This is a genomic window from Paractinoplanes rishiriensis (genome assembly GCF_016862375.1).
Lineage (GTDB): Bacteria > Actinomycetota > Actinomycetes > Mycobacteriales > Micromonosporaceae > Actinoplanes > Actinoplanes rishiriensis.
The window spans coordinates 1-22,071 of record NZ_BOMV01000024.1 but is presented as its reverse complement, the minus strand read 5'-3'; the positions used below and the strand labels follow the sequence as shown (position 1 = coordinate 22,071).

Annotated in this window: 23 protein-coding genes; 11 read left to right on the top strand and 12 right to left on the bottom strand. The window is 69.9% G+C overall.

The window, feature by feature from the left end; translation table 11 throughout:
* A complete protein-coding gene (mshC, locus tag Ari01nite_RS12905) occupies nt 1–1,239 on the bottom strand; it encodes a cysteine--1-D-myo-inosityl 2-amino-2-deoxy-alpha-D-glucopyranoside ligase (RefSeq protein WP_203781436.1) in 1,239 nt (412 codons plus the stop codon).
* A gap of 198 nt (nt 1,240–1,437) precedes the next feature.
* Between mshC and Ari01nite_RS12900 the strand changes: the two genes are divergently transcribed.
* On the top strand, nt 1,438–1,917 hold the full coding sequence (locus tag Ari01nite_RS12900) for a HEAT repeat domain-containing protein (RefSeq protein ID WP_203781435.1): 480 nt from the start codon (nt 1,438–1,440) through the stop codon (nt 1,915–1,917).
* Here Ari01nite_RS12900 and Ari01nite_RS12895 read toward each other — a convergent pair.
* A complete protein-coding gene (locus tag Ari01nite_RS12895) occupies nt 1,874–2,665 on the bottom strand; it encodes a GntR family transcriptional regulator (RefSeq protein WP_203781434.1) in 792 nt (263 codons plus the stop codon). The genes Ari01nite_RS12900 and Ari01nite_RS12895 overlap by 44 nt on opposite strands.
* A gap of 252 nt (nt 2,666–2,917) precedes the next feature.
* Here Ari01nite_RS12895 and Ari01nite_RS12890 point away from each other — a divergent pair, with 252 nt between their 5' ends.
* From Ari01nite_RS12890 to Ari01nite_RS12880, 3 genes are all read left to right on the top strand, one after another.
* Nucleotides 2,918–3,343, top strand: coding sequence for a DUF6232 family protein (locus Ari01nite_RS12890; protein ID WP_275410846.1), 426 nt, complete (start codon nt 2,918–2,920; stop codon nt 3,341–3,343).
* A gap of 111 nt (nt 3,344–3,454) precedes the next feature.
* On the top strand, nt 3,455–4,357 hold the full coding sequence (locus Ari01nite_RS12885) for a helix-turn-helix domain-containing protein (protein WP_203781432.1): 903 nt from the start codon (nt 3,455–3,457) through the stop codon (nt 4,355–4,357).
* 160 nt (nt 4,358–4,517) lie between these two features.
* A complete protein-coding gene (locus Ari01nite_RS12880) occupies nt 4,518–4,733 on the top strand; it encodes a DUF397 domain-containing protein (protein ID WP_239162709.1) in 216 nt (71 codons plus the stop codon).
* Between the two features lie 83 nt (nt 4,734–4,816).
* Here Ari01nite_RS12880 and Ari01nite_RS12875 read toward each other — a convergent pair whose 3' ends face one another.
* Both Ari01nite_RS12875 and hpt read right to left on the bottom strand, forming a co-directional pair.
* Entirely contained in the window at nt 4,817–5,686 is an 870-nt protein-coding gene (locus Ari01nite_RS12875) for a PAC2 family protein (RefSeq protein WP_203781431.1), read from the bottom strand.
* An 86-nt stretch (nt 5,687–5,772) separates the two neighbouring features.
* Complete coding sequence (gene hpt / locus Ari01nite_RS12870) at nt 5,773–6,324, bottom strand: hypoxanthine phosphoribosyltransferase (RefSeq protein WP_203781430.1); 552 nt, start codon at nt 6,322–6,324, stop codon at nt 5,773–5,775.
* A 166-nt stretch (nt 6,325–6,490) separates the two neighbouring features.
* Between hpt and Ari01nite_RS12865 the strand changes: the two genes are divergently transcribed.
* Nucleotides 6,491–7,393 carry a CDP-alcohol phosphatidyltransferase family protein gene (locus tag Ari01nite_RS12865; RefSeq protein WP_203781429.1) on the top strand — a complete coding sequence of 301 codons (903 nt, stop codon included), beginning with the start codon at nt 6,491–6,493 and terminating at the stop codon, nt 7,391–7,393.
* On the opposite strand, the gene Ari01nite_RS12860 is transcribed toward Ari01nite_RS12865, so the two are convergent.
* The gene (locus Ari01nite_RS12860; protein ID WP_203781428.1) at nt 7,390–7,842 is read right to left on the bottom strand and encodes a GNAT family N-acetyltransferase; all 453 of its coding nucleotides are present in this window, start codon (nt 7,840–7,842) and stop codon (nt 7,390–7,392) included. The genes Ari01nite_RS12865 and Ari01nite_RS12860 overlap by 4 nt on opposite strands.
* Nucleotides 7,843–7,899: 57 nt before the next feature.
* On the opposite strand from Ari01nite_RS12860, the gene Ari01nite_RS12855 reads away from it, so the two are divergent.
* The gene (locus tag Ari01nite_RS12855; protein WP_203781427.1) at nt 7,900–8,451 is read left to right on the top strand and encodes a hypothetical protein; all 552 of its coding nucleotides are present in this window, start codon (nt 7,900–7,902) and stop codon (nt 8,449–8,451) included.
* Here the strand turns inward: Ari01nite_RS12855 and Ari01nite_RS12850 are convergent.
* Complete coding sequence (locus Ari01nite_RS12850) at nt 8,422–9,138, bottom strand: TetR/AcrR family transcriptional regulator (RefSeq protein WP_239162708.1); 717 nt, start codon at nt 9,136–9,138, stop codon at nt 8,422–8,424. The two genes, Ari01nite_RS12855 and Ari01nite_RS12850, sit on opposite strands and share 30 nt — an antisense overlap.
* Before the next feature lie 55 nt (nt 9,139–9,193).
* Here Ari01nite_RS12850 and Ari01nite_RS12845 point away from each other — a divergent pair, with 55 nt between their 5' ends.
* Complete coding sequence (locus Ari01nite_RS12845) at nt 9,194–10,309, top strand: glycoside hydrolase family 113 protein (RefSeq protein WP_239162707.1); 1,116 nt, start codon at nt 9,194–9,196, stop codon at nt 10,307–10,309.
* Here Ari01nite_RS12845 and Ari01nite_RS12840 read toward each other — a convergent pair.
* From Ari01nite_RS12840 to Ari01nite_RS12830, 3 genes are read right to left on the bottom strand one after another with little or no spacing between them, the layout of a single operon-like run.
* Nucleotides 10,281–11,153, bottom strand: coding sequence for a metallophosphoesterase (locus Ari01nite_RS12840; protein ID WP_203781426.1), 873 nt, complete (start codon nt 11,151–11,153; stop codon nt 10,281–10,283). The two genes, Ari01nite_RS12845 and Ari01nite_RS12840, sit on opposite strands and share 29 nt — an antisense overlap.
* 53 nt (nt 11,154–11,206) lie before the next feature.
* Complete coding sequence (locus tag Ari01nite_RS12835) at nt 11,207–11,914, bottom strand: SDR family NAD(P)-dependent oxidoreductase (protein WP_203781425.1); 708 nt, start codon at nt 11,912–11,914, stop codon at nt 11,207–11,209.
* Nucleotides 11,915–11,924: 10 nt separating this feature from the next.
* The gene (locus Ari01nite_RS12830; RefSeq protein ID WP_239162706.1) at nt 11,925–12,914 is read right to left on the bottom strand and encodes a helix-turn-helix transcriptional regulator; all 990 of its coding nucleotides are present in this window, start codon (nt 12,912–12,914) and stop codon (nt 11,925–11,927) included.
* A 403-nt stretch (nt 12,915–13,317) separates the two neighbouring features.
* Here Ari01nite_RS12830 and Ari01nite_RS12825 point away from each other — a divergent pair, with 403 nt between their 5' ends.
* Nucleotides 13,318–14,778: a pectate lyase family protein gene (locus Ari01nite_RS12825; protein ID WP_203781424.1), complete on the top strand. Its 1,461-nt coding sequence runs from the start codon at nt 13,318–13,320 to the stop codon at nt 14,776–14,778.
* Nucleotides 14,779–14,871: 93 nt separating this feature from the next.
* On the opposite strand, the gene Ari01nite_RS12820 is transcribed toward Ari01nite_RS12825, so the two are convergent.
* Nucleotides 14,872–15,672 (bottom strand): YqjF family protein, encoded by an 801-nt coding sequence (locus Ari01nite_RS12820; RefSeq protein ID WP_203781423.1) that lies wholly within the window; start codon nt 15,670–15,672, stop codon nt 14,872–14,874.
* A 92-nt stretch (nt 15,673–15,764) separates the two neighbouring features.
* On the opposite strand from Ari01nite_RS12820, the gene Ari01nite_RS12815 reads away from it, so the two are divergent.
* The gene (locus Ari01nite_RS12815; protein WP_203781422.1) at nt 15,765–16,451 is read left to right on the top strand and encodes an HAD family hydrolase; all 687 of its coding nucleotides are present in this window, start codon (nt 15,765–15,767) and stop codon (nt 16,449–16,451) included.
* On the opposite strand, the gene Ari01nite_RS12810 is transcribed toward Ari01nite_RS12815, so the two are convergent.
* On the bottom strand, nt 16,420–18,948 hold the full coding sequence (locus tag Ari01nite_RS12810) for an ABC transporter permease (protein WP_203781421.1): 2,529 nt from the start codon (nt 18,946–18,948) through the stop codon (nt 16,420–16,422). The genes Ari01nite_RS12815 and Ari01nite_RS12810 overlap by 32 nt on opposite strands.
* Nucleotides 18,948–19,700 (bottom strand): ABC transporter ATP-binding protein, encoded by a 753-nt coding sequence (locus Ari01nite_RS12805; RefSeq protein ID WP_203781420.1) that lies wholly within the window; start codon nt 19,698–19,700, stop codon nt 18,948–18,950. Before Ari01nite_RS12805 ends, Ari01nite_RS12810 begins: the two co-directional genes overlap by 1 nt.
* Before the next feature lie 261 nt (nt 19,701–19,961).
* On the opposite strand from Ari01nite_RS12805, the gene Ari01nite_RS12800 reads away from it, so the two are divergent.
* Nucleotides 19,962–20,426, top strand: coding sequence for a hypothetical protein (locus tag Ari01nite_RS12800; protein WP_203781419.1), 465 nt, complete (start codon nt 19,962–19,964; stop codon nt 20,424–20,426).
* Between the two features lie 9 nt (nt 20,427–20,435).
* Nucleotides 20,436–21,236, top strand: coding sequence for a DUF4097 family beta strand repeat-containing protein (locus Ari01nite_RS12795; protein WP_203781418.1), 801 nt, complete (start codon nt 20,436–20,438; stop codon nt 21,234–21,236).
* The last annotated feature ends 835 nt before the right edge of the window (nt 21,237–22,071 follow it).

The window sequence follows — 22,071 nt, the reverse complement described above, 5'->3', positions numbered from 1 at the left end:
TCAGAGGCGGACGCCCAGCAGCGCGTCGACTGTTTGGGCCATCGCGGCTGGGGCGGTTTCGTCGTCTCCGGCGCCGGTCAGGGCGGACTCGGCCCAAGCGTCGACTATGGCCAGTGCGGTGGGGGAGTCCAGGTCGTTGTGCAGGGATTCGCGGACTGCGGCTCGTAAGCCCTCGCCGGACGGGCCGGCGGGGGCTGCGGCGGCCGCTCGCCAGCGGGACAGGCGTTGCTGGCCGTCCTTCAGTACCTCGTCGGTCCACTCGCGGTCGGCACGGTAGTGGCCGGAGAGCAGGCCCAGGCGTAGCGCCATCGGGTCTACGCCGTCGGCGCGCTGGCGGGAGACGAAGACCAGGTTGCCCTTGGACTTGGACATCTTTTCGCCGTCCAGGCCGATCATGCCGGCGTGTACGTAGTGGGCCGCGAAGGGGGCCTTGCCGGTCAGGGTTTCGGCGTGGGCCGCGGAGCACTCGTGATGGGGATAGAGCAGGTCGTTGCCGCCGCCCTGCACGTCGATGGTGTCGCCCAGCAGGTCGAGGGCGATCACGGCGCACTCGATGTGCCAGCCGGGGCGGCCGGGGCCCAGGTCGCCGCCGTCCCAGGCCGGCTCGCCGTCGCGGGCGCCGCGCCACAGCAGGGGGTCGAGCGGGTCGCGCTTGCCGGGGCGCTCCGGGTCGCCGCCGCGTTCGGCGGACAGCGCGATCATCTCGGGGCCGGACAGGTGTGACTCGTAGCCCCATTGGGGCGCGGCGGCGATCGGGTAATACACGTCGCCGGTGCCGTCGTCGAGGGTGTAGGCCGCGCCGGACGCCAGGAGGTCGCGTACGCGCGCGGCGATGGCCGGGATCGACTCGACCGCACCGATGTAGTGCTCCGGCGGGATGATCCGCAGCGCTTCCATGTCCTCCCGGAACAGGGCGGTCTCCCGCATGGCGAGGACCACCCAGTCCTCACCGTCGCGCTGGGCGCGTTCGAGCAGGGGGTCGTCGATGTCGGTCACGTTCTGCACATATCGCACCGTGCGGCCGGCGTCCCGCCAGGCCCGGTTGATCAGGTCGAACGTGATCATGGTGGCCGCGTGCCCGAGATGGGTGGCGTCGTAGGGCGTGATGCCGCAGACATACATGGTCGCGACGTCGCCGGGGGCGGTGGCCTGCACCGACTGCCGCGCCGAGTCGTACAGCCGCGGCAACTGCGCGTCTCCCGGCAGCGTCGGAATGTCGTGCCCGCTCCAAGCGTCCATGGTCAGGAGCCTATCCAGCGCCTGTGACAGAAGCCGTGGACCGTGAGCTACAACTCAGGTTCCTGGTTTGACCTCAGCCCCCCGGGACAGCCCGGCAGCCGGGCGGCGGGGGTGACCACCCACCCGGCCGGTCGTGCGCCACGGGACTCGTGCCGACGCGTACCTCCTCTTGCTTTTGATTGTTTTACGCTCCCAGCCATGTCTACGCCGCGGCAGAAGATCGAGGTGGCCTGTGCTGCGCGGGGCGTGCGCGAGGTGGTGGCGGCGTGCGTGGAGCTGATCGAGGGCGGGGAGGCGGATCCGGCGCTGTTGCTCGTGCTCGGTGGGCCGGATGCGCCTCAGTATCTGCACGCGCCGGATGATCAGCGGTACTGGCTGCGGGTCTGGGGGACGCGCGGGCTCGGGTGGGCGCTGGGGGTGACGGGGGCCCCGGCGGCGGACGAGCCGGCGATCGTGGGGGCGATCCTGACGTCGTTGGGGGACGGTTGGTGGCGGGTCCGGGAGCAGGGACTCAAGATCATTGCGCGGTACGGGGTGGATGACGCGCAACCGGTGGTGGTGGAGCTGCTGTCGGATGAGGTGCCCCGGGTTCGCGTGGCGGCGGCGCGGGCGTTGCGGGTGCTTTCTACGGGTTCTAGGCGAGAGCGAGGCCCGGGCCCGGATCGGGCGCCGGGGTAGGCGCGGGGATCTTGTACTCCTCGGTGAGCGTCGTCATCGGGCCCGGCCAGGTCGCCTGCGCCACCTCGATGGGCTTGCGGGTCTCGTCGAAGGCCACGTGCAGCAGGTGCAGGACCGGGGTGTCCGGGCGGATCTGCAGAATCTCGGCCTCGTCGCGGCTGGGCTGGCGGGCGCTGATCGTGTCGGTGGCCGAGGCGTAGCGCTTGCCCAGCACCTCCTCGGCCTCCTGATAGAGGGGGCGGCCGAACGCCTCGGCGCGTTCCAGGGAGGTGCCGGACGCCTCGGCTACCCGGAACCAGGACGCGCCCAGCTCGACGGTGGCGTCGTCGGTGCGGACGATGTGCCGGCGGACCAGCATCTCGGTGCCGTCGCGGACGCCGAATGCGTCGGCCACCTCGGGCGGGGCGGGCTCCCGGCCGACGGATACCAGCTGCTGGCGATAGCGCGCGGCGAGATCGGCGTGGTAGCCGCGGTGGGCGCCGTAGCGACCGCGAGAAAGACGGTTCAGGCGGCGGCGGGTGCCGCGGACGTAGGTTCCCGAACCGGGCTTGGTGATCAGGAGGCCTTCGACCCGGAGCTGGTCGACGGTGCGCTGGACGGTCTGCTTGGCGACGCCGAACATCTCGGCCATGGCGGGGATCGAGGGGAGGCGCTCGCCGGGCTGCCAGTCGCCGCGGCGGATGCGTTCGCGGAGTTGGGTCGCGATCTGGCGGTGCGGGAACTCGGCAGCTCCGGGGTTGATCGCCATGGGATGTCCTCCTTGACCCTAGGTTCCTAGGATGCATGGCCGGGTGCGGATTGTGGCATCGACACGCCGATGGCGTCTTCGTAGCGGTAGAGAGGTCGTTTCGCGCTATCAGCTATACCGCAGGTTGCTGCCTAGCAATCATGTCCTGTTCATACACACACTGAGCGCAGGCCCCATGCCGGGAGGCTCGATCCATTGGGTGCTGTCGCCCAAGTCGGGCTTCGATTTCCATGCAGAGATGGAGAAGCGCAGATGCCTGTCTATTACCGCGGACGGCTGGCGACAATCACCCACGAAATGATCGCTGTTTCCCGGACGGAACGGCGAATTGTGCGGTTCGACGAGTTGACCGCAGTGCAGTTGGTGGAGCTCGGATCCGCGAGTGACCAGTACAAACACCGTGTTCTTGGCGGCACGGCGCTGTTCGGCCTGGTTGTTGCCGGCCCGGCCCTCGGCGGCGTGTCGATCATTCTGGCGGTGGTGGTGGCCGTGGTTCTGCTGGGCTACGCCGGTGCGTGTATCCGGGTGCGGCCGCGGGTGCGATATCAACTGAACGGGTTGGTCGACGAGGAGTGGACGACTCTCGTCGAGACCTCGAACCGAGTCGAGTTTCAGCAGGTCGGGCGAGGATTACGACGCGCTCTCGAGCATCGTGAGGACCGGGCGCGGCATGTCTAGCCGGGATTTGACCGGCGACAGGACCGGTGCGTGTGACGTAGCATGGCGTCCGCCAGACGAAACAGCAGTGTGGCTGATAGCTGTGCTGCAGATGGCGGAGGTGGCGTGAGCTTGACTGCCTACTTCGGAGAGCACCCGGCCGTCGCGCGCCGACGCGTGCGGCGTGCACTGCGTGAAGCCAGGCACGCAAGTGGTCGCAGCCAGAGCGATGTCGCCGATCGGCTCGGCTGGAGCCTCTCCAAGGTGCAACGTATCGAGAGTGGCGAGGTCGCGGTCTCCGGCACGGATCTGCGCGCTCTCATCGACCTGTATGGAGGCATCTCCGGCGAGCGCTTCAGCGCGCTCGCGGAGGACGCCCGGCTGTCCCGGCGGAGCCGGTGGCTGACCCGGCCCGAGTTTCGCGACCATCTGACGCCGGGAACGATTCAACTGATGGGATTCGAGGCTTCCGCGAAAGCGATCCGGGTGTTCCAGCCCGTCGTGATCCCGGGTCCCTTGCAGACGCCCGCGGTGGCGGAGAAGATCTTGCAGATCTGGAATTCCGTCGATAACGAGGATCGCATCCGGGTCCGCACCGAATCTCGCGTGCTACGGCGTAAATTCCTGCTGGATCGCGAAAACCCGCCCGACTACCGGCTGGTCCTGGACGAGTCCGTGCTCTCCCGGGACATCGGCGGCGCGGAACTGGCGGCGGATCAGATGGTGGCGCTCGAACAAACTGCCCGCCGGCCGAACGTGCACATCAGGATTCTGCCGTTGGATCGTGGGGTGCTAGGACTACTGGGCGGATTCACCCTGGTCGACCTGGATGACGAGGACACCCGGGACGCCGTGCTCTACCGGGAAAGCTGGGACGGCGACCAGATAATCGATGATCCGCAGGTGGTTGCCACACATCGGGCCTATTTCGAAGATATCAGCGCGAACTCACTCAACGAGAACGCCAGTCTGAGCTTGATCATGGCTCGAGCGGCGAAGTTGCGAGCCGCGCTGGACCGTGAGGATGCTATATGAACAATTGCGACGTATAACACAATAGATAACCTCGGCGATCCGCCGACCGGTCGGCCATATCTCGTGCCGCAGGGTTGAACATGTCTCGCCTCGCTCGGTTCGTGCATCGAGCGGGTCCCTTTGGCATACCCAAAAACGAGTAGGGAGAGGTTGTATTAAATTGAATGATCAGGAGTGGACGCGAAGCAGCTACTGCGCCGACAACGCCTGCGTGGAGGTCGCGGTGCTCGACGATGATCGGGTAGCCATGCGCGACAGTAAGAACCGCGATTCCGAGCCCATAATTTTCACCCGACCTGATTGGGCCGGTTTCCTTGCCTGGATAGAGGAAGGCACGTTGGTCGCATTCAAGATCGACAACTGCCTCCCAGTCTAGGGTCTGGTCGGGAGGGCTGCGCTTCACGCCCCTGTGGGAATGCTTCCCCAACGGCGTGAAGCGTGGTGACTGCGACTAGCGCATCACCAGGAGCCGGCGGTCGGGCCGGCTGAGCCGCCCCGGCGGCGCAGGTATTTCTCGAACTCGCTGGCTATCTCGTCGCCGGTCAAGGGCTGTATGCCCTCGTCGCCCACGCGTTCCTCCAGCTCGCGTACGTACTCGCCGAGTTCCGCGTCCTGTTCGGCGGCCACCCGCACGCGCTTTTCCCACTCGTCAGCCTCCTCGGCCAGGTCGGCCATGGGTACCGGCAGGTCCAGTACGTCCTCCAGGCGGCTCAGGAGGGCCAGCGTCGCCTTGGGGCAGGGCGGGTTGTTGGCGTAGTGCGGGACGTGCACCCAGAAGCTCAGCGCCTCCAACTCGGCGCGGCCGGCCGCCTCGTGCAGGACGCCGACGATGCCGGTGGGGCCGTCGTAGCGGGTGGGGACGACGTTGTACTTGTCGGCGGCCTCGCGGTCGCTTGCCGAACCGCTGATCGGCAGCGGCCTCGTGTACGGGACGTCGGCCAGCAGGGCGCCCAGCAGGACGATGCGGTTGACCTCGAGGCTGTGGCACACCTCGAGGACCTGCTCGCAGAACGTGCGCCAGCGCATGCTCGGCTCGATGCCGCGGATCAGCACCACGTCGCGGTCGCTGCCCTCCGGCGAGGCGACCATGAAGCGGGTGGTGGGCCACTCGATCTTCCGGGTTTCGCCCTCGGCCATCGTGATGGTGGGCCGGCTCACCTGGAAGTCGTAGAAGTCCTCGGGATCGATGGTCGTGATCTCCCGGGCCTGCCACACCTGTTCGAGGTGTTCCACGGCCGCGGTGGAAGCGTCCGCAGCGTCGTTCCAGCCCTCGAAGGCGGCGATAGCCACGGGGGAGCGGAGCAGCGGGAGGCCGTCGAACTCAGTCATAGGTGACAGCCTACGTGCGGACCGTGCAGGGCACCCGGCGGCCGCGCCGCGCACGGCCCGCCCACCGGGGTGCCGGGGCGGGCATTTCAGGCGTACGCGTGCGCGGCGAGGACCGCCGCGCAGCGTAAGTTTCGATATTGGCCCTGGTAGTCGAGGCCGTAACCGACGATGAGCCCCGGACCCACGTCGAAGCCGACGAAGGTCGGCGTGTCCCCGAAACGCGCCGTGTCCGGTTTGCGGAGCAGGGCGCATACGGTGATCGAGGCCGGGTCGCGCTGGCGCAGGCTGCTGATCAGCCAGCGCATGGTCAGGCCGGTGTCGATCACGCCGTCGACGATGACCACGTCGCGGCCGGCGATGTCCACCTCCAGGTCCTTGAGCAGGCGGACCGAGCCGGACGCGCGGTTGCCGGTGGTGTAGGACTTGAGCGCCATCCAGCCGATCTCGACCTGTCCGGGGTACGCGCGGGCCAGGTCGACGGTGAACGTGGCGGCGCCGCCGAGCACGCCGACCAGGACTGGCGCGCGGGTTTCATACTGCCGGTGGAGTTCGTCGGCGAGGGCGGTCACCCGGGCGAGGATCTGCTCCTCGGTGAGGATCACCGTCTCGAGGTCGCCGGCCACGTGGCTGGCCTCCATGTCTGCTGCCCCCTCGGATCACGGATGGGTGAACGGAAAGTGACTCGGCTCGGCGGTCAAAGCCCACACAAAGGTCATTTCGCGTACGGGTTCTCACCGGGCGTTGGTTTCCGGTAATGTCCGCGCGTTCGAAAGTTCATGTTCAGAGCACCAGGTGGGTTGTCTCATGGCGCAACGGGTAACCCTCGACGAGATCCGTACCCGGACCTACAAGAGCCGCGACGCGTGGTGGACCGTCTGGCTGGTTGATCCGCTTGCCTCCCGTCTGGTCCAGCTTGTCGCCCCGTGGCGCTGGGTCACGCCGAACCGGCTGACCACCGCGGCGTTTCTGATCGGCATCGTCTCGGCCGTCTGTTTCTGGCAGGGCACGTACGCGTGGCTGCTCGCCGGCGCGCTGCTGTTCCACCTCAGCTTCGTGCTGGACTGCATGGACGGCAAGATCGCTCGCCTGAACGGGACCGGATCGGTGTTCGGCGCCTGGCTCGACTATGTCTTCGACCGGTTGCGGGTGGCGGTCTGCACGATCGGCCTCTTCGGCGGGCAGTACGTGCTGACCGGGAACTTCGCGTACGTCTGGCTAGCCGGTCTGGTGCTCTTCCTGGACATGTTCCGCTATCTGAACGCGCTCCAGATGGGCAAGGTCAAGAACGAGATGAAGGCCGGGCTCGCCGCGCTGCGGGGCGAGGACGCGCCGCCGGTCGTGTTCGTCGAGGACGGCGAGGACGAGCACCCGGCCGAGCGGGTCGAGTCGCCGGACGTGGCCGACGTCTACGGCGATTTTCGGACGCGTTTCGGGCTGTTCATCCGGATTCGCAACGCGCTCATCCGCCAGCGCATCCGGGCGCACGTGATCAGCGGCATCGAGTTCATGATGTTCGTATTCATCGTCGGCCCGGTGGTGAACGGGATCATCGGCACCACGCTGATCTCGGCGGCCCTGCTCGCCGGTTTCGAACTGCTGCTGATCTACAAGCTCTACATCGCGACGAAGTCGTACGCACGGCAGGTAGCCGCCGGCCCGCGGATTCCCGCGCCCGCTGCGGACCGTGACGGCGTGCCTGTTCTCTAAAACGTCAGCTCCATGACGGCGACGTCGGTCAGCACGCTGTAGCCGTTGCGCGCGTACAACTCGATGGCGCGCGCGTTGGCCAGGTCGGTCTGCAGCGACAGCCGGTGGGCCCCGCCGGCGCGCGCCTCCTGGGCCACCTGGGTGAGCAGCGCGCGGGCCACGCCCTGGTGCCGGGACTCGGGCCGGACATACAAATCCCGGACCAACCAGGCCGTACGCAGCGTCAAGGCGGCCGGGACCACGGCTACCGAGCAGATCCCGTACGCGGTCACGCCCTGTCCCGCCACATAGATCCGCGCCCGGGACGACAGCACCTGCTCGAGCATCCAATCGGCCACGGTCTCCGGAGCCGGATTGGCACCGTAGTGCTGCCGGTACTCGTCGAAGAGCGTGGCCGCCCCAGCGAACAGCGGTTCGGTGGCCGCGGTGAGCCGCGCCGTCACGGTCATAGCGTCATAATCGCGGTGAGCACCGCAAATAGCCCTAAAAACCCGCATAATGCAACGGTGGCGCACATCGACCAAGTCCTCGGACCGGCCGACGACACCGTGACGTTCTTCCAGCCCCGGGCCATGGTCTACGTGACGATGCTCTGGGTGATCGCCGCCGTCTGGTCGGTTTGTCTGGTGCTGCACCTGCTGATCCGCCTGGTCATGGGCTACCCGCCGACCGCGGGCGACCTGGTGACCAGCCTGGAATTGGCCCTGATCGTCCCGGTCGTGCTGGCGGCGCTGATCCTGCTGGTCGCCTGGCGCCGGCTCGGCTGGCTGCACAGTTCGATGCACGGCCTGGACTTCGCGGCCACCGGCCGTAAGCCGGTGCACCTGCCGTGGGCCGGCGTGGCCACGGTGTCGCTGCGTCACTGGGGCCCGTTCCGGGAGCTGGTCGTCACCCCGGTCGCCGAGGACTTCGCCACGATCGGCGACGGTCCCGGCCGCCGTCCGCGGATGCGCCGTCGCGGCGGCGAGGTCGCGTACCTGGTCGATGTGGGTTTGATGTCCCCCGGCCCGGACGTGTTGATCGCCGAGCTACACCGCCGGCTGCCGACCAAGGTCTAGGGCCGGGGCGAGCGGGCGCAGGGCGGCGCGGATCAGATCGGGCAGCGAGCCGGACGGCACCACAAAACCGGGCGTCGACGTCGGCGCGCTGCCCTCTTGCGGCGCGCTGCCTTCATCGGGCGCGCTGCCTTCATCGGGCGCGCTGCCTTCATCGGGCGCGCTGCCTTCATCGGGCGCGCTGCCTTCATCGGGCGCGGTGGCCGCTCGCAGTGCGGTGGCCTCTTGCAGCCAGCGGCGAAGGGCGACCCGGACGGCGGCGCTGACCGCGGCGGCGAGCACCTCGGCAGTCAGCGGGTCGATGCCGGGGTGGCGTGCGGTGAGCGCTTCGGCCAGCGGTATTTCGATCATGGTCGCGGCGTCGACGTAGCAGTCGCGCAGGGCCGGGGTGGACAGGAGCATCGTCAGCACGCGCGGCGACTGGTCGCTCTCGCCGGTGTAGAGTCCCACGACGGCGTCGGTCAGGCTCACCCGGGCGGTGCGGAAGCCGGCCGTCCGGCCGGCGATGACCGCGGCGACGATCGCCTGCTCACGGCTCGCGAAGTAGTTGTTGTAGGTCCGCGGGGACACCCCGGCGGCCTCGGCGATGTCGTCGACCCGCACGTTCTCCGGGCCGCGCTCCAGGGCGAGCCTCAGGGCCGCCGACCGCAGGGCCTCCCGGGTGGCCTGCTTCTTCTGCTCGCGTGTCACGCCGTGATCCTGCCAGAAACTTGCGTGCGCGCAAAATTGCGTGTACGCAAGATTTATGCGAGCCAACGGCATCACCTACGACACCGGATTCGTCCAGCACGGGCGCAACTCCCTGGAGAACCTCGACCCGGAGCTCATCCGGCGCGAGCTGACGATCATCCGGGACGACCTGCACTGCACCGCCGTTCACCTGGTCGGCGGTGACCCCCAGCGCCTGGAAGCGGCCGCTCGAACCGCCGCCGATCTCGGACTGGAGATCTGGTTCTCGCCGTACCCGCTCGATCTGACGGACGGCGAGATTCGCGAACTCTTCCTCGACTGCGCCGCACGGGCCGAGCGAATCCGGATGGCCGGTGCCGAGGTGGTGTTCGTGGCGGGCGTCGAGCTGAGCATCATGAACCGCGGCTTCATCCCCGGCGACCGGCTCGGCGACCGGCTCGGCTGGCTGTTCGCCGACCCTGCCGCCCGGATGGCCGAGGTCCGCGGCCGGCTCGATCAGTTCCTGCGCGCCGCGGTGGCAGAAATCCGGCAGATCTTCAAAGGCAAGGTCACGTACGCCGCCATCCCGTTCGAGGGGGTCGACTGGGAACTGTTCGACGTCGTGACCGTGGAACTCATCCGGTCCGCCGAGGTAGCCGACCAGTTCCGGGCCGGCGTGCGCAGCCTGGTGGCGCAGCCCAAGCCCGTCGCCGTCACCGGGTTCGGCACCGCCACCTGGCGCGGCGCCGGTGACGTCGCACCGCGCAGCATGGAGATCCTGGAGTTCGACGAGGTCACCGGTCTGCCGCTGCGGCTGAACGGGGAGTACGAGCGGGACGAGCCCGGCCAGGCGGCGTACCTCGGCGAGCTGCTGGAGATCTTCGACAGTGAGGGCGTGGACAGCGCATTCGTGCATCTCTTCGCCCTGCACAACCTGCCGCACCGGCCCGGCGGCGCTCCGCGGGACGACCTCGACCTGGCGAGCCTCGGGATCGTGAAGGTGCTCGACGGGCGCACCGCCGCGACCGGGCTGCCGTGGGAACCAAAGGCCGCCTTCGCCACGATCGCCGAACGCTACGGCTCCGGGAAAGCCGCGGGGCCGGGAACCGCCGCGGGGCCGGGAACCGCCGCGGCGCCGGGAGAGACTGCGACGCGGGGGGCCGCTACGGCTCCGGGCCCAGCTTGGCGATGATCTCGGACACCTCGACGGCGTCGGCGTGATGGAGCGTGGCGCCGGCCCGCGGGTCATGCGCGTGCACGGTGTGCATTACCGGCGGCCCGTCCTCCGGCAGGTCGACCACTGAGGCCGAGGCGCCGCGGACGGTGCGCTCGGTGCCGTGCGCGGCGGTCAGGTCGATCCGGTTGACCACGCCCGGGGTGACCCAGACCGGTACGCCGCCGAGTGCTCCGGTGAGCTGCAGGTGGAAGTGGCCGCAGAGCAGCAGGCGGACGTCGCTGCCGGCGATCGCCTCGGCCAGTTCCGCCGGATTCTGCAGGCCCAGGGCGCGCTGGACGGCCACGCCGGGCACGTGGATCGGCGGGTGGTGGAACGCCACGACGGTGCCGTGCGGGGCGGGGCCGGCCAGCACGGCGCGCAGCCAGTCGAGCTGGGTGCGGCTCAGCAGGCCGTAACCCTTGCCGGGAACCAGCGAATCCAGCGTGACGATGCGGACGCCCCGCACGGTGCTGACCGCGGCCCGCTCGCCGTCCGCCGATTCCAGGTGGGTGATCGGGCGGTCGGCGTGACCGGTGCCGAGGACCTGGGTGAAGGCGTGGCGTTCGTCGTGGTTACCGGTGGTGACGTACGCGGGAATGCCCTGCTCCCTGGTGAACGCGGCCAGCAGGTCGCGGACGTCGGCGTAGGCCTCCCGGGACCCGTCGTCGGCGACGTCGCCGGTCAGCACCAGCGCATCCAGGCCGGGAATCTCGGCGCAGTCGTGCAGGATGCGCCGGAGCGACTCGCGGGCGTCCACGCCACGGGCGTCCGCGCCGGTTTCGCGGCGGACGTGAGTGTCGGAGAGGTGCAGGATCCGCATGCGGGGCACGGTACAAGCACGGCGCCCGACCCGATCGTGGCGGTCTCATGGGTCTATACCAGCAGGCCGCCGGTGGCCCGGATGTTCTGGCCGGTGATCCAGCGGGCGTCCGGGCCGGCCAGGAAAGCCACCACGGCGGCCACGTCGTCCGGCTCGCCGAGGCGTCGCAGAGCGGTCAGCGCGGCGGTCTGCGCGAGCGCCTCGGGCGGGTTGGTGGCGCGTAACATGTCGGTGTCCGTGGCACCCGGGGAGACGGTGTTGACGGTGATGCCACGGTGCCCGAGCTCGCGGGCGGCCACGGCCGTGACCTGCTCCAACGCTGCCTTGCTGGCGCAATAGAGAGTCAGGCCCGGCCCCGGGATCACGGTGTTCAGGCTGGACAGGTTGACAATGCGCCCACCGTCGCGCAGCAGCGGCAGCGCCTCGCGGATGGCCAGCAGCGGAAACGTGAAGTTGACGGTCATCACCCGCTCCAGCTCCGCGGTCGTCAGGTCGGCGATCGGGGTCGGCGAACTGATCGCGGCGTTGTTGACGAGGATGTCCAGGCCGCTGTCGCGGACCTGGTCGAAAACCACGGCCAGGTGGGCGAGGTCACTCTGATCGGCCACGATCGGCTGGGTTCCCGGGTACGCGTCCACGCGCCGTGCTCCGGCGTGGGTGAAGACCACGCGTGCCCCGGCGTCGGCCAGGCGGCGCACGATCGCGCGCCCTATTCCGCGCGAGCCACCGGTCACGATCGCGGTCTTGCCAGTCAGCGTCATGCCGCCGAAGCTAGGCGGCGGCCATCTCCCGGTATTGGACGATTGCGCGCAGCTCCCCGGGCGTCCACCCGGCGAGGTCGCGCGTCTCGCGGCTGAGGTGCGACTGGTCGGCGTAGCCGCTGCGGGCCGCGACCGCGGCGAGCGGAACGCCGAGCCCGATCAGGTCGGCGGCCCGCTGGAACCGGGCGACCCGCTGGACGGCCCCCGGCGACATGCCGAAGTGCTGCCGGAACGCGCGCTCCAACTGACGCCGCGGTACACCGACCTCGGTCGCGACGGCGCCCACTCGGAGGCGGCCGCGAGATCGGTGCAGCAGGCGCCAGGCCGCGAGCGTCGCGGGGTCGGGCCCGAGTCTCCGGCCGCCGGGGTGCGGAGCGCGGGGTTCCGGCTGCGGCTCGCGGCTTCCGGTGCGTGTGCCGGCAAGGTGAGCGCCGGGGAACAACGCGCCGGTCAGCAGGTCGTCGAGCATGGTGAACCGGGCCGACCAGTCCGGGGCGGCCGCGAGCCGGTCAGCGAGTTCGACAGCGCGGCGGCCGGTGAGGATAGTGGCGCGGGGCTTGGTGAGGCCAGTGGCGCGGGGCCCGGTGAGGATAGTGGCGCGGGGCCTGGTGAGGCCGGCGGTGCGGGGCTCGGTGAGGTCAGTGGCTCGGGGAGCCGGCAGGTCGGTGAGCGGCACGGTCTGGCCGGTGAGTTCGCTCATGGGGATGCCCAGCAGGGCCGGCACGCCGGCCGGGGTGAGTGCGACGGTGACGCCGCTGCCCCAGCGGGTCGGGCCGGCCTCGGTCATCCGCGGGCGGGCGCCGGTGGCCAGCAGTTCCTCGTCGGGGTCGAGGATCAGCGTGACCAGGCCGAAGGGCAGCAGACGGTGGGCCAGGGCGTGCCGGGTGCCGGAGCGGAAGGCGCCGTAGCCGACGACATACCTTTGCAGGGCCGGGTGGGGTGCGCGGGTGGCGGTTTCGCAGGCCACGGTCTGCGGGCGGGTCGGCACGGAGTGGATCATCGAGGGCCTCTGTCGTTCCCGTCAGCCTCGCGAGTGCGGGCTGATCATGTGGACATCGGTGGTTTTGGGCGGCATCTGGCGTAATTCTGGGACGCTTTTAATAGTCCATCGATATTTGTGAATGGGCTGCAAATAACCTGCAACTAATGGGTATCGACTCCATTCGATACCGCAAATACACTCTGGGGATGTTAACGATCTCATGAGAGGAGGCTTCCGGCCGGCTTCGGGTATTGGTGGGCGTCCATCCAGGCAGTCGTCCCTGCCGGCGTGGCGCTGTTTCCGCTCGTAGCCGTGTGAATCAACCGTACCGCCCCCCGTTCCGGAATCGCATTGAACTGCGATCCGGCAGGTGATGTGCGCGCTTATTGCCCTTCCTTCGTATGAGTTCTGAAGGAGCGTCATGTCCACCGATCGTTCCACATTCCTCAACCGGCTGACGCGGCACCGGGTGCTGCGCCGGCTGGCTCCGGCGGCGGCCCTCGTGGTCGCCATTCCCGCCACGCTGGCGGTGCTGGCCACCAGTTCCCAGGCGGCCACCGTCGACACGTCGGCCCAGTATGTGTTCGTCAACCGGCACAGCGGCAAGGCCATGGACCTGTGGGAGTGGTCCACGGCCGACGGCGGTCAGATCCGCCAGTTCACCCGTACCGATGCCACCAACCAGCAGTTCCAGTTCGTCAGTGTCGGCAGCGGCTACTACCAGCTGCGCAACCGGCACAGCGGCAAGGTCGTCGCGGTGCCCAACGCGACCGACGGGGCCCAGGTCGTCCAGGCCACGGCCAGCAGCGACAACAAGCAGCACTTCGCGCTGCGGGACTCGGCCGACGGCTACGTCCGGTTCATCAGCCGGCACAGCGGTAAGGCACTGGACCTGTGGGAGTGGTCCACCGCCGACGGCGGCATCGTCTCGCAGTTCGGCGACCTGGACGGCTTCAACCAGCAGTGGCAACTGATCCGTGTCGGCGGTGGCACCACCAACCCGCCTACCAACCCGCCTCCCTCGTCCGGTGGACTGGCCGGATGGGCGACGCAGAACGGTGGCACCACCGGTGGCGGCAGCGCCGCGGCCACGACCGTGACCAGCGCGTCCGCGCTGACCTCGGCGCTCGGCTCGACGAACGCCGCGGTGATCCGGGTGTCCGGCACGATCTCCTGCTCCGGCATGCTGCGGGTGCGGTCCAACAAGACCGTCCTCGGCAACGCCGGCGCGACGATCTCCGGCTGCGGCTTCAACATCAACGGCGATCGCAACGTCATCATCCGCAACCTGACGTTCCGCAACTGGGACGATGACGCGATCAACGTGCAGGAGTCGGCGACCAACATCTGGATCGACCACAACAGCTTCACCAACGGCTACGACGGTGCGGTCGACGTCAAGCGCGGCTCCGACTTCGTGACGATCTCCTGGAACCGGGTGTTCGGCCACGACAAGTCGATGCTCCTGGGCCACAGCGACGACAACGGCAGCCAGGACCGTGGCCACCTGCGGGTCACGTACCACCACAACTGGTTCGACGGCTCGAACCAGCGGCACCCCCGGGTCCGCTTCGGCAACCCGGTGCACGTCTACAACAACCTGTACAGCAACGTCGGCGGGTACGGCGTCGCGTCCACCGAGGGCGCGGGCGTGCTGGTCGAAGGCAACTACTTCGAGAACACCGACGACCCGTTCCACCTGGGTGAGGGCGACTCGGGGCCGGGCACCCTGGTCGCGCGCAACAACTGCCATGTGGGCTCGGGCTCGGGCCAGCAGGGCGGGAGCGTGGCCAGCATCCCGTACTCGTACGCGCTGGACACCGCGTGCAACGTGAAGTCCATCGTGTCGGGCGGAGCCGGCGCCGGCCGGATCAGCGTCTGACGGTAGTGCGCACCAGCGGCCGTGGCCCGGTTCCGGGCCACGGCCGCCTCGGTGACCACCCGCCGGGCCGGTGGCCGGTATGGCCCGGGGTGGCTACGGCCCGGTCGCTCGATCGGGTTCGGGCGTTTGTGCGGTTGGCGCCGGGGTCGCGCGTACCTTATGAATTTTGGGTCTTCCGAATATCACCGGGACGCCGGGCGAGTACAGGACGCTGCTCGGGGGCCCGGCGGGTGCGGGCAGACCGGCCGCGCTGACCAGGGAATCGTCCAGCGACAACAGGGTGGCCCGGTGCAGGGGCCAGCGGGGATGCTCGTTGGCCAGATGGCGGGTGGCGCCCCAGGCTCGGGTGTGCAGGCCCCAGCGGGCGGTCAGGAAGTGGTCCAGCGGGGTCGGCTCGGTGATGGGGGCGCCGATCCGGATCGACATCGCGTTCCGCGCGCCTCGGGGAGCGGGCCAGCGGCGGCGCGACGAGTAGGTGCGGACGTCGCCGTGGCGGGCCAGGCGCATGCGGGACCACATGTAGGGCAGGCGCAGCGAGACGCGGGCCACCAGCACGGGGATCAGACGTTCGGCTTCCAGTGAGCGGAAGACCACGGCTCGGCGGCCCTGGGGGTCCACGCTGTACAGGCGCACGTTGGTCTCGCAGAACGTGCCCAGATAGGGGACGCCGGGACCGCCCAGAAAGCCGAAGCCCTCCATCCGGAAGCCGATCAGGCCCACGTAGGTGACGCCGTCGAGCGTGTCGGGTCTGGTGCCGGCTGGAAGCAGCGGGGCGACCACCTCGGGGGCCACCGGCCAGTGCAGGAAAGCCAGATCCGCCCAGCGTTGCAGCAGCAGGGGGCTGCGGACGGGGCGGGCGGTCTCGGGGGTCACGTCCTCGGCGTGCAGCTCCATGAGCGGAAGCTACTGCTGCCGTGATGCAGCTGACAGGACGATCGTTGATTCTGTGCCCCGATCGGCGGGTGGGGCGGGGAGAATCGGGAGCGATGAACTCTCAACGACCGGCCGCGGTGCTCTTCGACATGGACGGCACCCTGGTCGACAGCGAAAAAGTATGGGACATCGCGCTGTACGAACTTGCGGTCCGGGCCGGGGGCGAGCTGTCCCAGGGCGCCCGGCACGCGATGGTCGGCAACAGCATGGCCAACAGCATGCGGATCCTGCGCGAGGATCTCGGCCAGCCCGACCGGCCCGAGGAGCCCGACGTCAAGTGGCTGACCTCGCGGGTCTTCGAGCTCTTCCGGGAAGGGCTGGTGTGGCGGCCGGGCGCGGCCGAGTTGCTGCGCGCGGTCAAGCTGGCCGGGATGCCGACCGCCCTGGTCACCTCGACCGGGCGGCTGCTCGTCGAGGCGGCGCTCGACACGCTCGGGCGGGAAAACTTCGACGTGGTGGTCTGCGGTGACGAGGTGACCATGCCCAAGCCCGACCCGGAGCCCTACCGCACCGCGGCGGCCCTGCTCGGGGTGCCGATCACCGAGTGCATCGCGGTCGAGGACTCGCCCACCGGGGTGGCCAGCGCGCTCGCCTCCGGTGCGGTGGTGCTGGCGGTGCCGGCCGAGTTGGAGCTGCCGGCGACCGACGGGGTCCACCTCCGCACCTCGCTGGTGGGTGTGGACCCCGCCTACCTGACGTCGCTACTGATCAGTCATGAGCTATTGCAGCCAGAACATTGAGCCGGGCCGCCTTGATCGACGGTAGGACTGCGGCCAGGACGCCGACCAGGGCGGCCAGGCCGAGGTAGAGGCCCATCCCGCCCCAGGGCAGGACCAGCTGGGTGATGCCCTCGCCGTCCAGCGCGCGGACCACGGCGGCGCCCAGGCCGGCGCCGACGGTGACCCCCAGCAGGGCCCCGAAGACCGAGATGACCACGGCCTCGACGGTCACCATCCGCATGGTCTGGCCGCGGCTCAGCCCGACCGCCCGCAGCAGGCCCAGCTCCCGGGTGCGCTCCAGCACCGACAGGGCCAGCGTGTTGACCACGCCCAGCACCGCGATGAGGATGGCCAGCGCCAGCAGCACCTGCACCATGGTGATCACCGTGTCGAAGTCGGCGACCTGCTGCTGGACGAACGTGGTGCGGTCGGTGGCGGTGACCTCGGGGCTGTCCGCGACCAGCTGCTTGACGGCCGGTAGTGCCTGCTCGACGGTCACCCCGTCGGCCAGCCGGACGAAGCCGAAGATCGGCTGGGTCAGGCCGAAGTCCTTGGTCAGCGCCGCCGGGAGCAGGTAGCTGCCGGGCATCGCGTTTTCGTCGTAGGTGGCCGCTACGGTCAGCTTCGTGGGGTCACCGCGCGCGGTCTGGACGGTCAGCACGCTGCCGATGGTCCAGTTGTGCTCGGTGGCCTGCTGGGTGCTGAGCGCGATCTGGTCCGGTCGCAGCGTGGGCAGCGCGGGGCTGCCATATGCGGCGGCCAGCTGGGCCAGGTCGTCGGTCGCGTTCACGTATGTGAGCCGGCCGTCGATGAGCGCCTGGTCGTTCCACACCCCGCCGACCGCCTGCACGCCGTCGACCTGGCGGGCCTTGGCCAGCACCTCCGGGTCGAAGGTGGGTGCCCGCGGGCCGCCCTGCTCGCCGCCGATCACGATCTGGGCCTTGATGGTGTCCTCGGCCTGCGCGGCGAGGCTCGTCTTGGCCGAGTTCATCACCACGGTGACGCCGGTGACCAGCGCGATGCCGACCATGAGGGCGGCCGCCGTGATGGCCGTACGCCGGGGGTTGCGGCCCGAGTTGAGCCGGCCCAGCCGGCCCGGCACCGACCAGGAGAAGATGCGACCGAGCAGGGCCACGACCGGTCGCGAGATCAGCGGCGTCAGCAGCGCCACGCCGATGAAGCTCACCAGTACGCCGGTCAGGATCAGCCAGAGCGAGCTGGTCGCGTAGAGGCCGATGCCGAGCGTCGTGGCGCCGGCCGCACCGACGAGCGCACCGGCCACGCTGACCTTGGTGAGCGGACGGTCCGGGGTCGCTACGTCCTGCATGGCCGCGACCGGGGCGATCCGCGAGGCCCGCAGCGCGGGCAGCACGGCCGCCACCACGGTCACCACCACGCCGACGATCAGCGAGCTGAGCACCGCGGCCATCGGCACCCCGACCGGGGCCAGGTCGATGCCGCCGCCCATCGCGCTGAACAGGTAGCCGAGGCCCGCGCCCACGCCGACCCCGGCCGCGAGGCCGATCGCCGCCGCGAGCAGGCCGATCACCACGGCCTCCAGCAGCACCGAGCCGATCATCTGGCGGCGGCTCGCGCCGAGGGCCCGCATCAGGGCCAGCTCGCGCGTCCGCTGGGCCACGATGATCGAGAAGGTGTTGAGGATGAGGAAGATGCCGACGAACAGGGCGACGGCCGCGAAGCCGAGCAGCACCTGGTTGAAGAATCCGAGGAACTCCTTGAGCTCGGCGGCGTCGTCGGCCGCCAGCTGCTCGCCGGTCTTTACCTCGTAGGCGCTGCCCAGGGCGGCCGCGATCCGGTCGCGTACCTCCGCGGGATCCGCCCCGTCGGCGGTCCGCACGCTGACCATGTTGTAGACGCCGGTCTCGCCGAGCATCAGGCGCTGCGCCGCGGCGTCGGTGAACGCGACCTCCTGCACCCCGCTGAGACTGTCCTTGTCGCTGTTGTAGCCCCAGATGCCGACCAGCGTGAACGTCTTCTTGGGCTCCAGAGTGAGCACGCCCACCTGGTCGCCGACCTTGAGCCCGGCGGCCTTGGCGACCTCGGCATTCACCGCGATCTCGGTGTCCTTCTCGGGCCCCCGGCCCTCGCGCAGCCGGGTGAGATCGTCGGTGCCGACCCAGTTCACGCCCAGCCGGGGCGGGCCGAAGCTCTGCAGCACCTTGCCGTCCGACCCGATCACCCGGGCGCCGTCGGCACCGACCATGCCGGTCGCGGTCCGCACCCCGGGGATCTGCCGGACGTCGTCGACCACGCTCGCCGGCAGCGTGGCGTCGACCTGCTCGCCCTCCATCTCGGACACGGCGATCTTGGGCTTGGCCGTCACGCCGACATCGGTCTGCGAGTAGCCCAGCGCGAAGACCTGGTCGAACGAGCGGCCCAGGGTGTCGGTCAGCACGAAGGCGCCGGCCACGAACATCACCCCGAGCACCACGGCCAGACCGGAGAGCACCAGCCGCAGCTTGCGGCCGAGCAGGCTCTTCAGCGTCGCGCGCAGCATCAGACCAGCACCTCCCCGTGCTTCATGGCCTCCAGCACGGACTCCGGGGTGGGCCGGTCGAGTTCCTGCACGATCTCGCCGTCGGCCAGGAAGACGACCCGGTCGGTGTAGCTGGCCGCGACCGGGTCGTGGGTCACCATCACGATGGTCTGGCCGTGCTCGCGCACGCTGGACCGCAGGAACGACAGCACCTCGGCGCCGGACTTCGAGTCCAGGTTGCCGGTCGGCTCGTCCGCGAAGATCACGTCGGGCCGGCTCATCAGCGCCCGCGCGCACGCCACCCGCTGCTGCTGGCCGCCGGACAGCTGGCTCGGGCGGTGGTCGAGCCGGTCCTGGAGGTTCACGGTGCCGATGACCGTGTCCCACCACTGCGGGTCGGGCTTCTTGCCGGCGATGTCCAGCGGCAGCCGGATGTTCTCCGCCGCGGTCAGCGTCGGCAGCAGATTGAACTGCTGGAAGATGAAGCCCACCCGGTCCCGGCGCAGGCGGGTGAGCGCCTTGTCGCCGAGCCCGGTCACCTGGGTGCCGCCGATGTGCACGGTGCCGCGGCTGACCGTGTCGAGCCCCGCGAGGCAGTGCATCAACGTCGATTTGCCGCTGCCGGACGGCCCCATGATCGCGGTGAACTTCCCGCGGGCGAAGTTGGCGCTCACGCCGCGCAGGGCGACCACCCGCGCCTCCGCGGTCCCGTACACCTTCCACACCTCGTCGGCGCGTGCCGCCACCGGTTCCAGCGCCCTTGTCCCATCCATCCGTCGTGCCCCTTCGCCCCTCATGCACGTGCGGCGCCGCCCCCGTCAGGCCGGCCCGTCCGTCCGCCGTTGGTCCGGCCGGGCAGACCTGCCCGGCCGGCTGACTCAGTGTTTCGGCGGTCCGGCGCCGAATCGTCCGTCCAGCGGGGGAGGGCGCAAGGAGATTCGGGTACGGGGAGCACCCCAACCCGGACTCAGGGGCGTCCCTGAGATGTCATAGTGGCACTTGCATGACGTCAGTTATGACGTCATAGTGGTGACATGGACCTGACGCCGTACCTCGAAACACTCCGCGCCGACCTCGCCGCGGCGGCTGCACCGGGTGGCCCGGAGACCACCCGGGCGGCCGAACTGCTGGGGCACTCGCTGGCGGCGTCGGCGCGGCTGGCGCTGCTGGAGGCGCTGTCCGACGCCGCCGCCGAGATCACCACGCGGCTGTCCGACGCCAGCGTCGAGGTGCGGCTGCGGGGGCGCGAGGCCGATCTGGTGGTGACGCAGCAGGAGGCCACGCACGTGCCGCCGGCGGCGCCACCGCCGGACAGCGGCGACCTGACCCGGCTCACGCTGCGGATGCCGGAGGCGCTCAAGACGCACGTCGAGCAGTTGGCGGCGGCCGAGGGGATCTCGGTCAACGCGTGGCTGGTGCGGGCGGTCACCGCGGCGGTCTCCGGGCCGCACCGGGCGTCCGGGCCGGGTCGGCGGATCAGTGGCTTTTTCCAAGCTTAGGAGCAGGAGATGTACGAGTTTGAGCGAGCGGCCCCGGTGACCGTGGTGCTGCGGGCACTGAGCGGGTCGGTGGACATCACCGCCGAGGACCGGGACGGCATCGAGGTGGAGGTGGCGGCGCCGGGTGGCGGCGACGCGTCGCAGACCCAGGTGGTGCTCGAGGGCGACAGCCTGGTGATCCGGGCACCGGCCGGGCGCCGATCGCCGAGACTGCGGATCGTCGCGAGGGTGCCGGCCGGCAGCAGCGTCGCCGGCGAGAGCGCCTCGGCCGACGTGCGGTTGGCGGGCCGGTTCGCGGACGTCCAGCTCGGGGTGGCCTCGGCCGCGGTCAACCTGGCGGAGGCCACCGGCAACGTGCGCCTGGACGCGGCCAGCGGCGATCTGACGGTCGGCCGGGTCGGCGGCGCGCTGCACCTCAAGAGCGCCTCGGGCGAGCTGCACGCCGGTGACGTCACGGGTGACGTCACCGTGGAGACCGCCAGCGGCCGGATCCGCCTCGACGCGGTCGGTGGTTCGCTGCGGGCCGGCTCGGCGAGCGGCACCATCGAGGTAGGCCGGCTCCGGCGCGGCCAGGCGAGCGTGCGCACGGTGTCCGGCGACGTCCAGGTCGGCGTCGCGGCCGGGTCGGCGCTGTGGATGGACCTGAACACAGTGTCGGGCCGGTCCACCACCGACCTGACGGCGCAGGGCGACGTGCCGCCGGCGGACGGCCCGGTCGAGCTGGAACTGCGGGTGCGCACGGTCAGCGGCCACATCCGCATCCACCGCGCGGCCCCGGCCGGCGTGGCCGACGACCGGGCGGTGGCGTGATGTTGCCGGGGGAGCGGTTCGGGCTCGAGACCGACGCGCGGGCGAGGAGGCGGCGGTTGCTGGCGGAGAAGGTGCGGGCGGGCCGGTTCACGCCGCCGGAGTGGCCCCGGAGCCGCGGCCCGACACCGCGGCGGTGACGGTTTTGGGCGGGTTGGCGCTCCCGTGTCGGGTTGGCGCTTTCCGCGCTGGGTGGCGCTTTCCCGCACTGGTTGGCGCTTTCCCGCGCTGGTTGGCGCTTTCCCGCGCTGGTTGGCGCTTTCCCGCGCTGGGCCTGTCCCCGGCGAGTTGGCTCCACCTTTCGGGGCGCGGGCAGGCCCAGGTGGTCGGCACCCGGGCATGCCGGCGGACCGAGCCGTAGCTTGGCCGCACCGAACGCGAAGCTGACCGCCACCCTTCTTTCCGCCCACCCACGGATCGGTTGGCCGGTCGGCTTAGCCGGATATATCAGGCTTAACTATGTCTTGTGCTGTCGTCTTTGACTAGGATGTCCGAAATGTCATGGCGGTCAGCGCGGAGTTTGTCTTTCGGGTCACTGACGAACTGTCACTGACGAACGGCTACTCCACAAGATCGGCGACAGGAGGGCGATTTGGGTGATCTGTCCTCGCCGGTGGTTGCTTTTGGGCTGGCGCGAACTAGGCAAAACGGGCCAATGCGCATTTGGCTCGCGTTCCAGGACCGGCGGGTGGCAGCAGGAACGAAACGAAGGCGGGGGCCTCGGGCATTGCTCGGGTTCCGTGGGTTCGGTGGGTTCGGTGGGTTCGGTGGGACGGGCCGGGTGGGGTCGGTTGGGTGGGCCCAGTCCGGTGGGCTGGTCCGGTGGGACCGCGCGGTT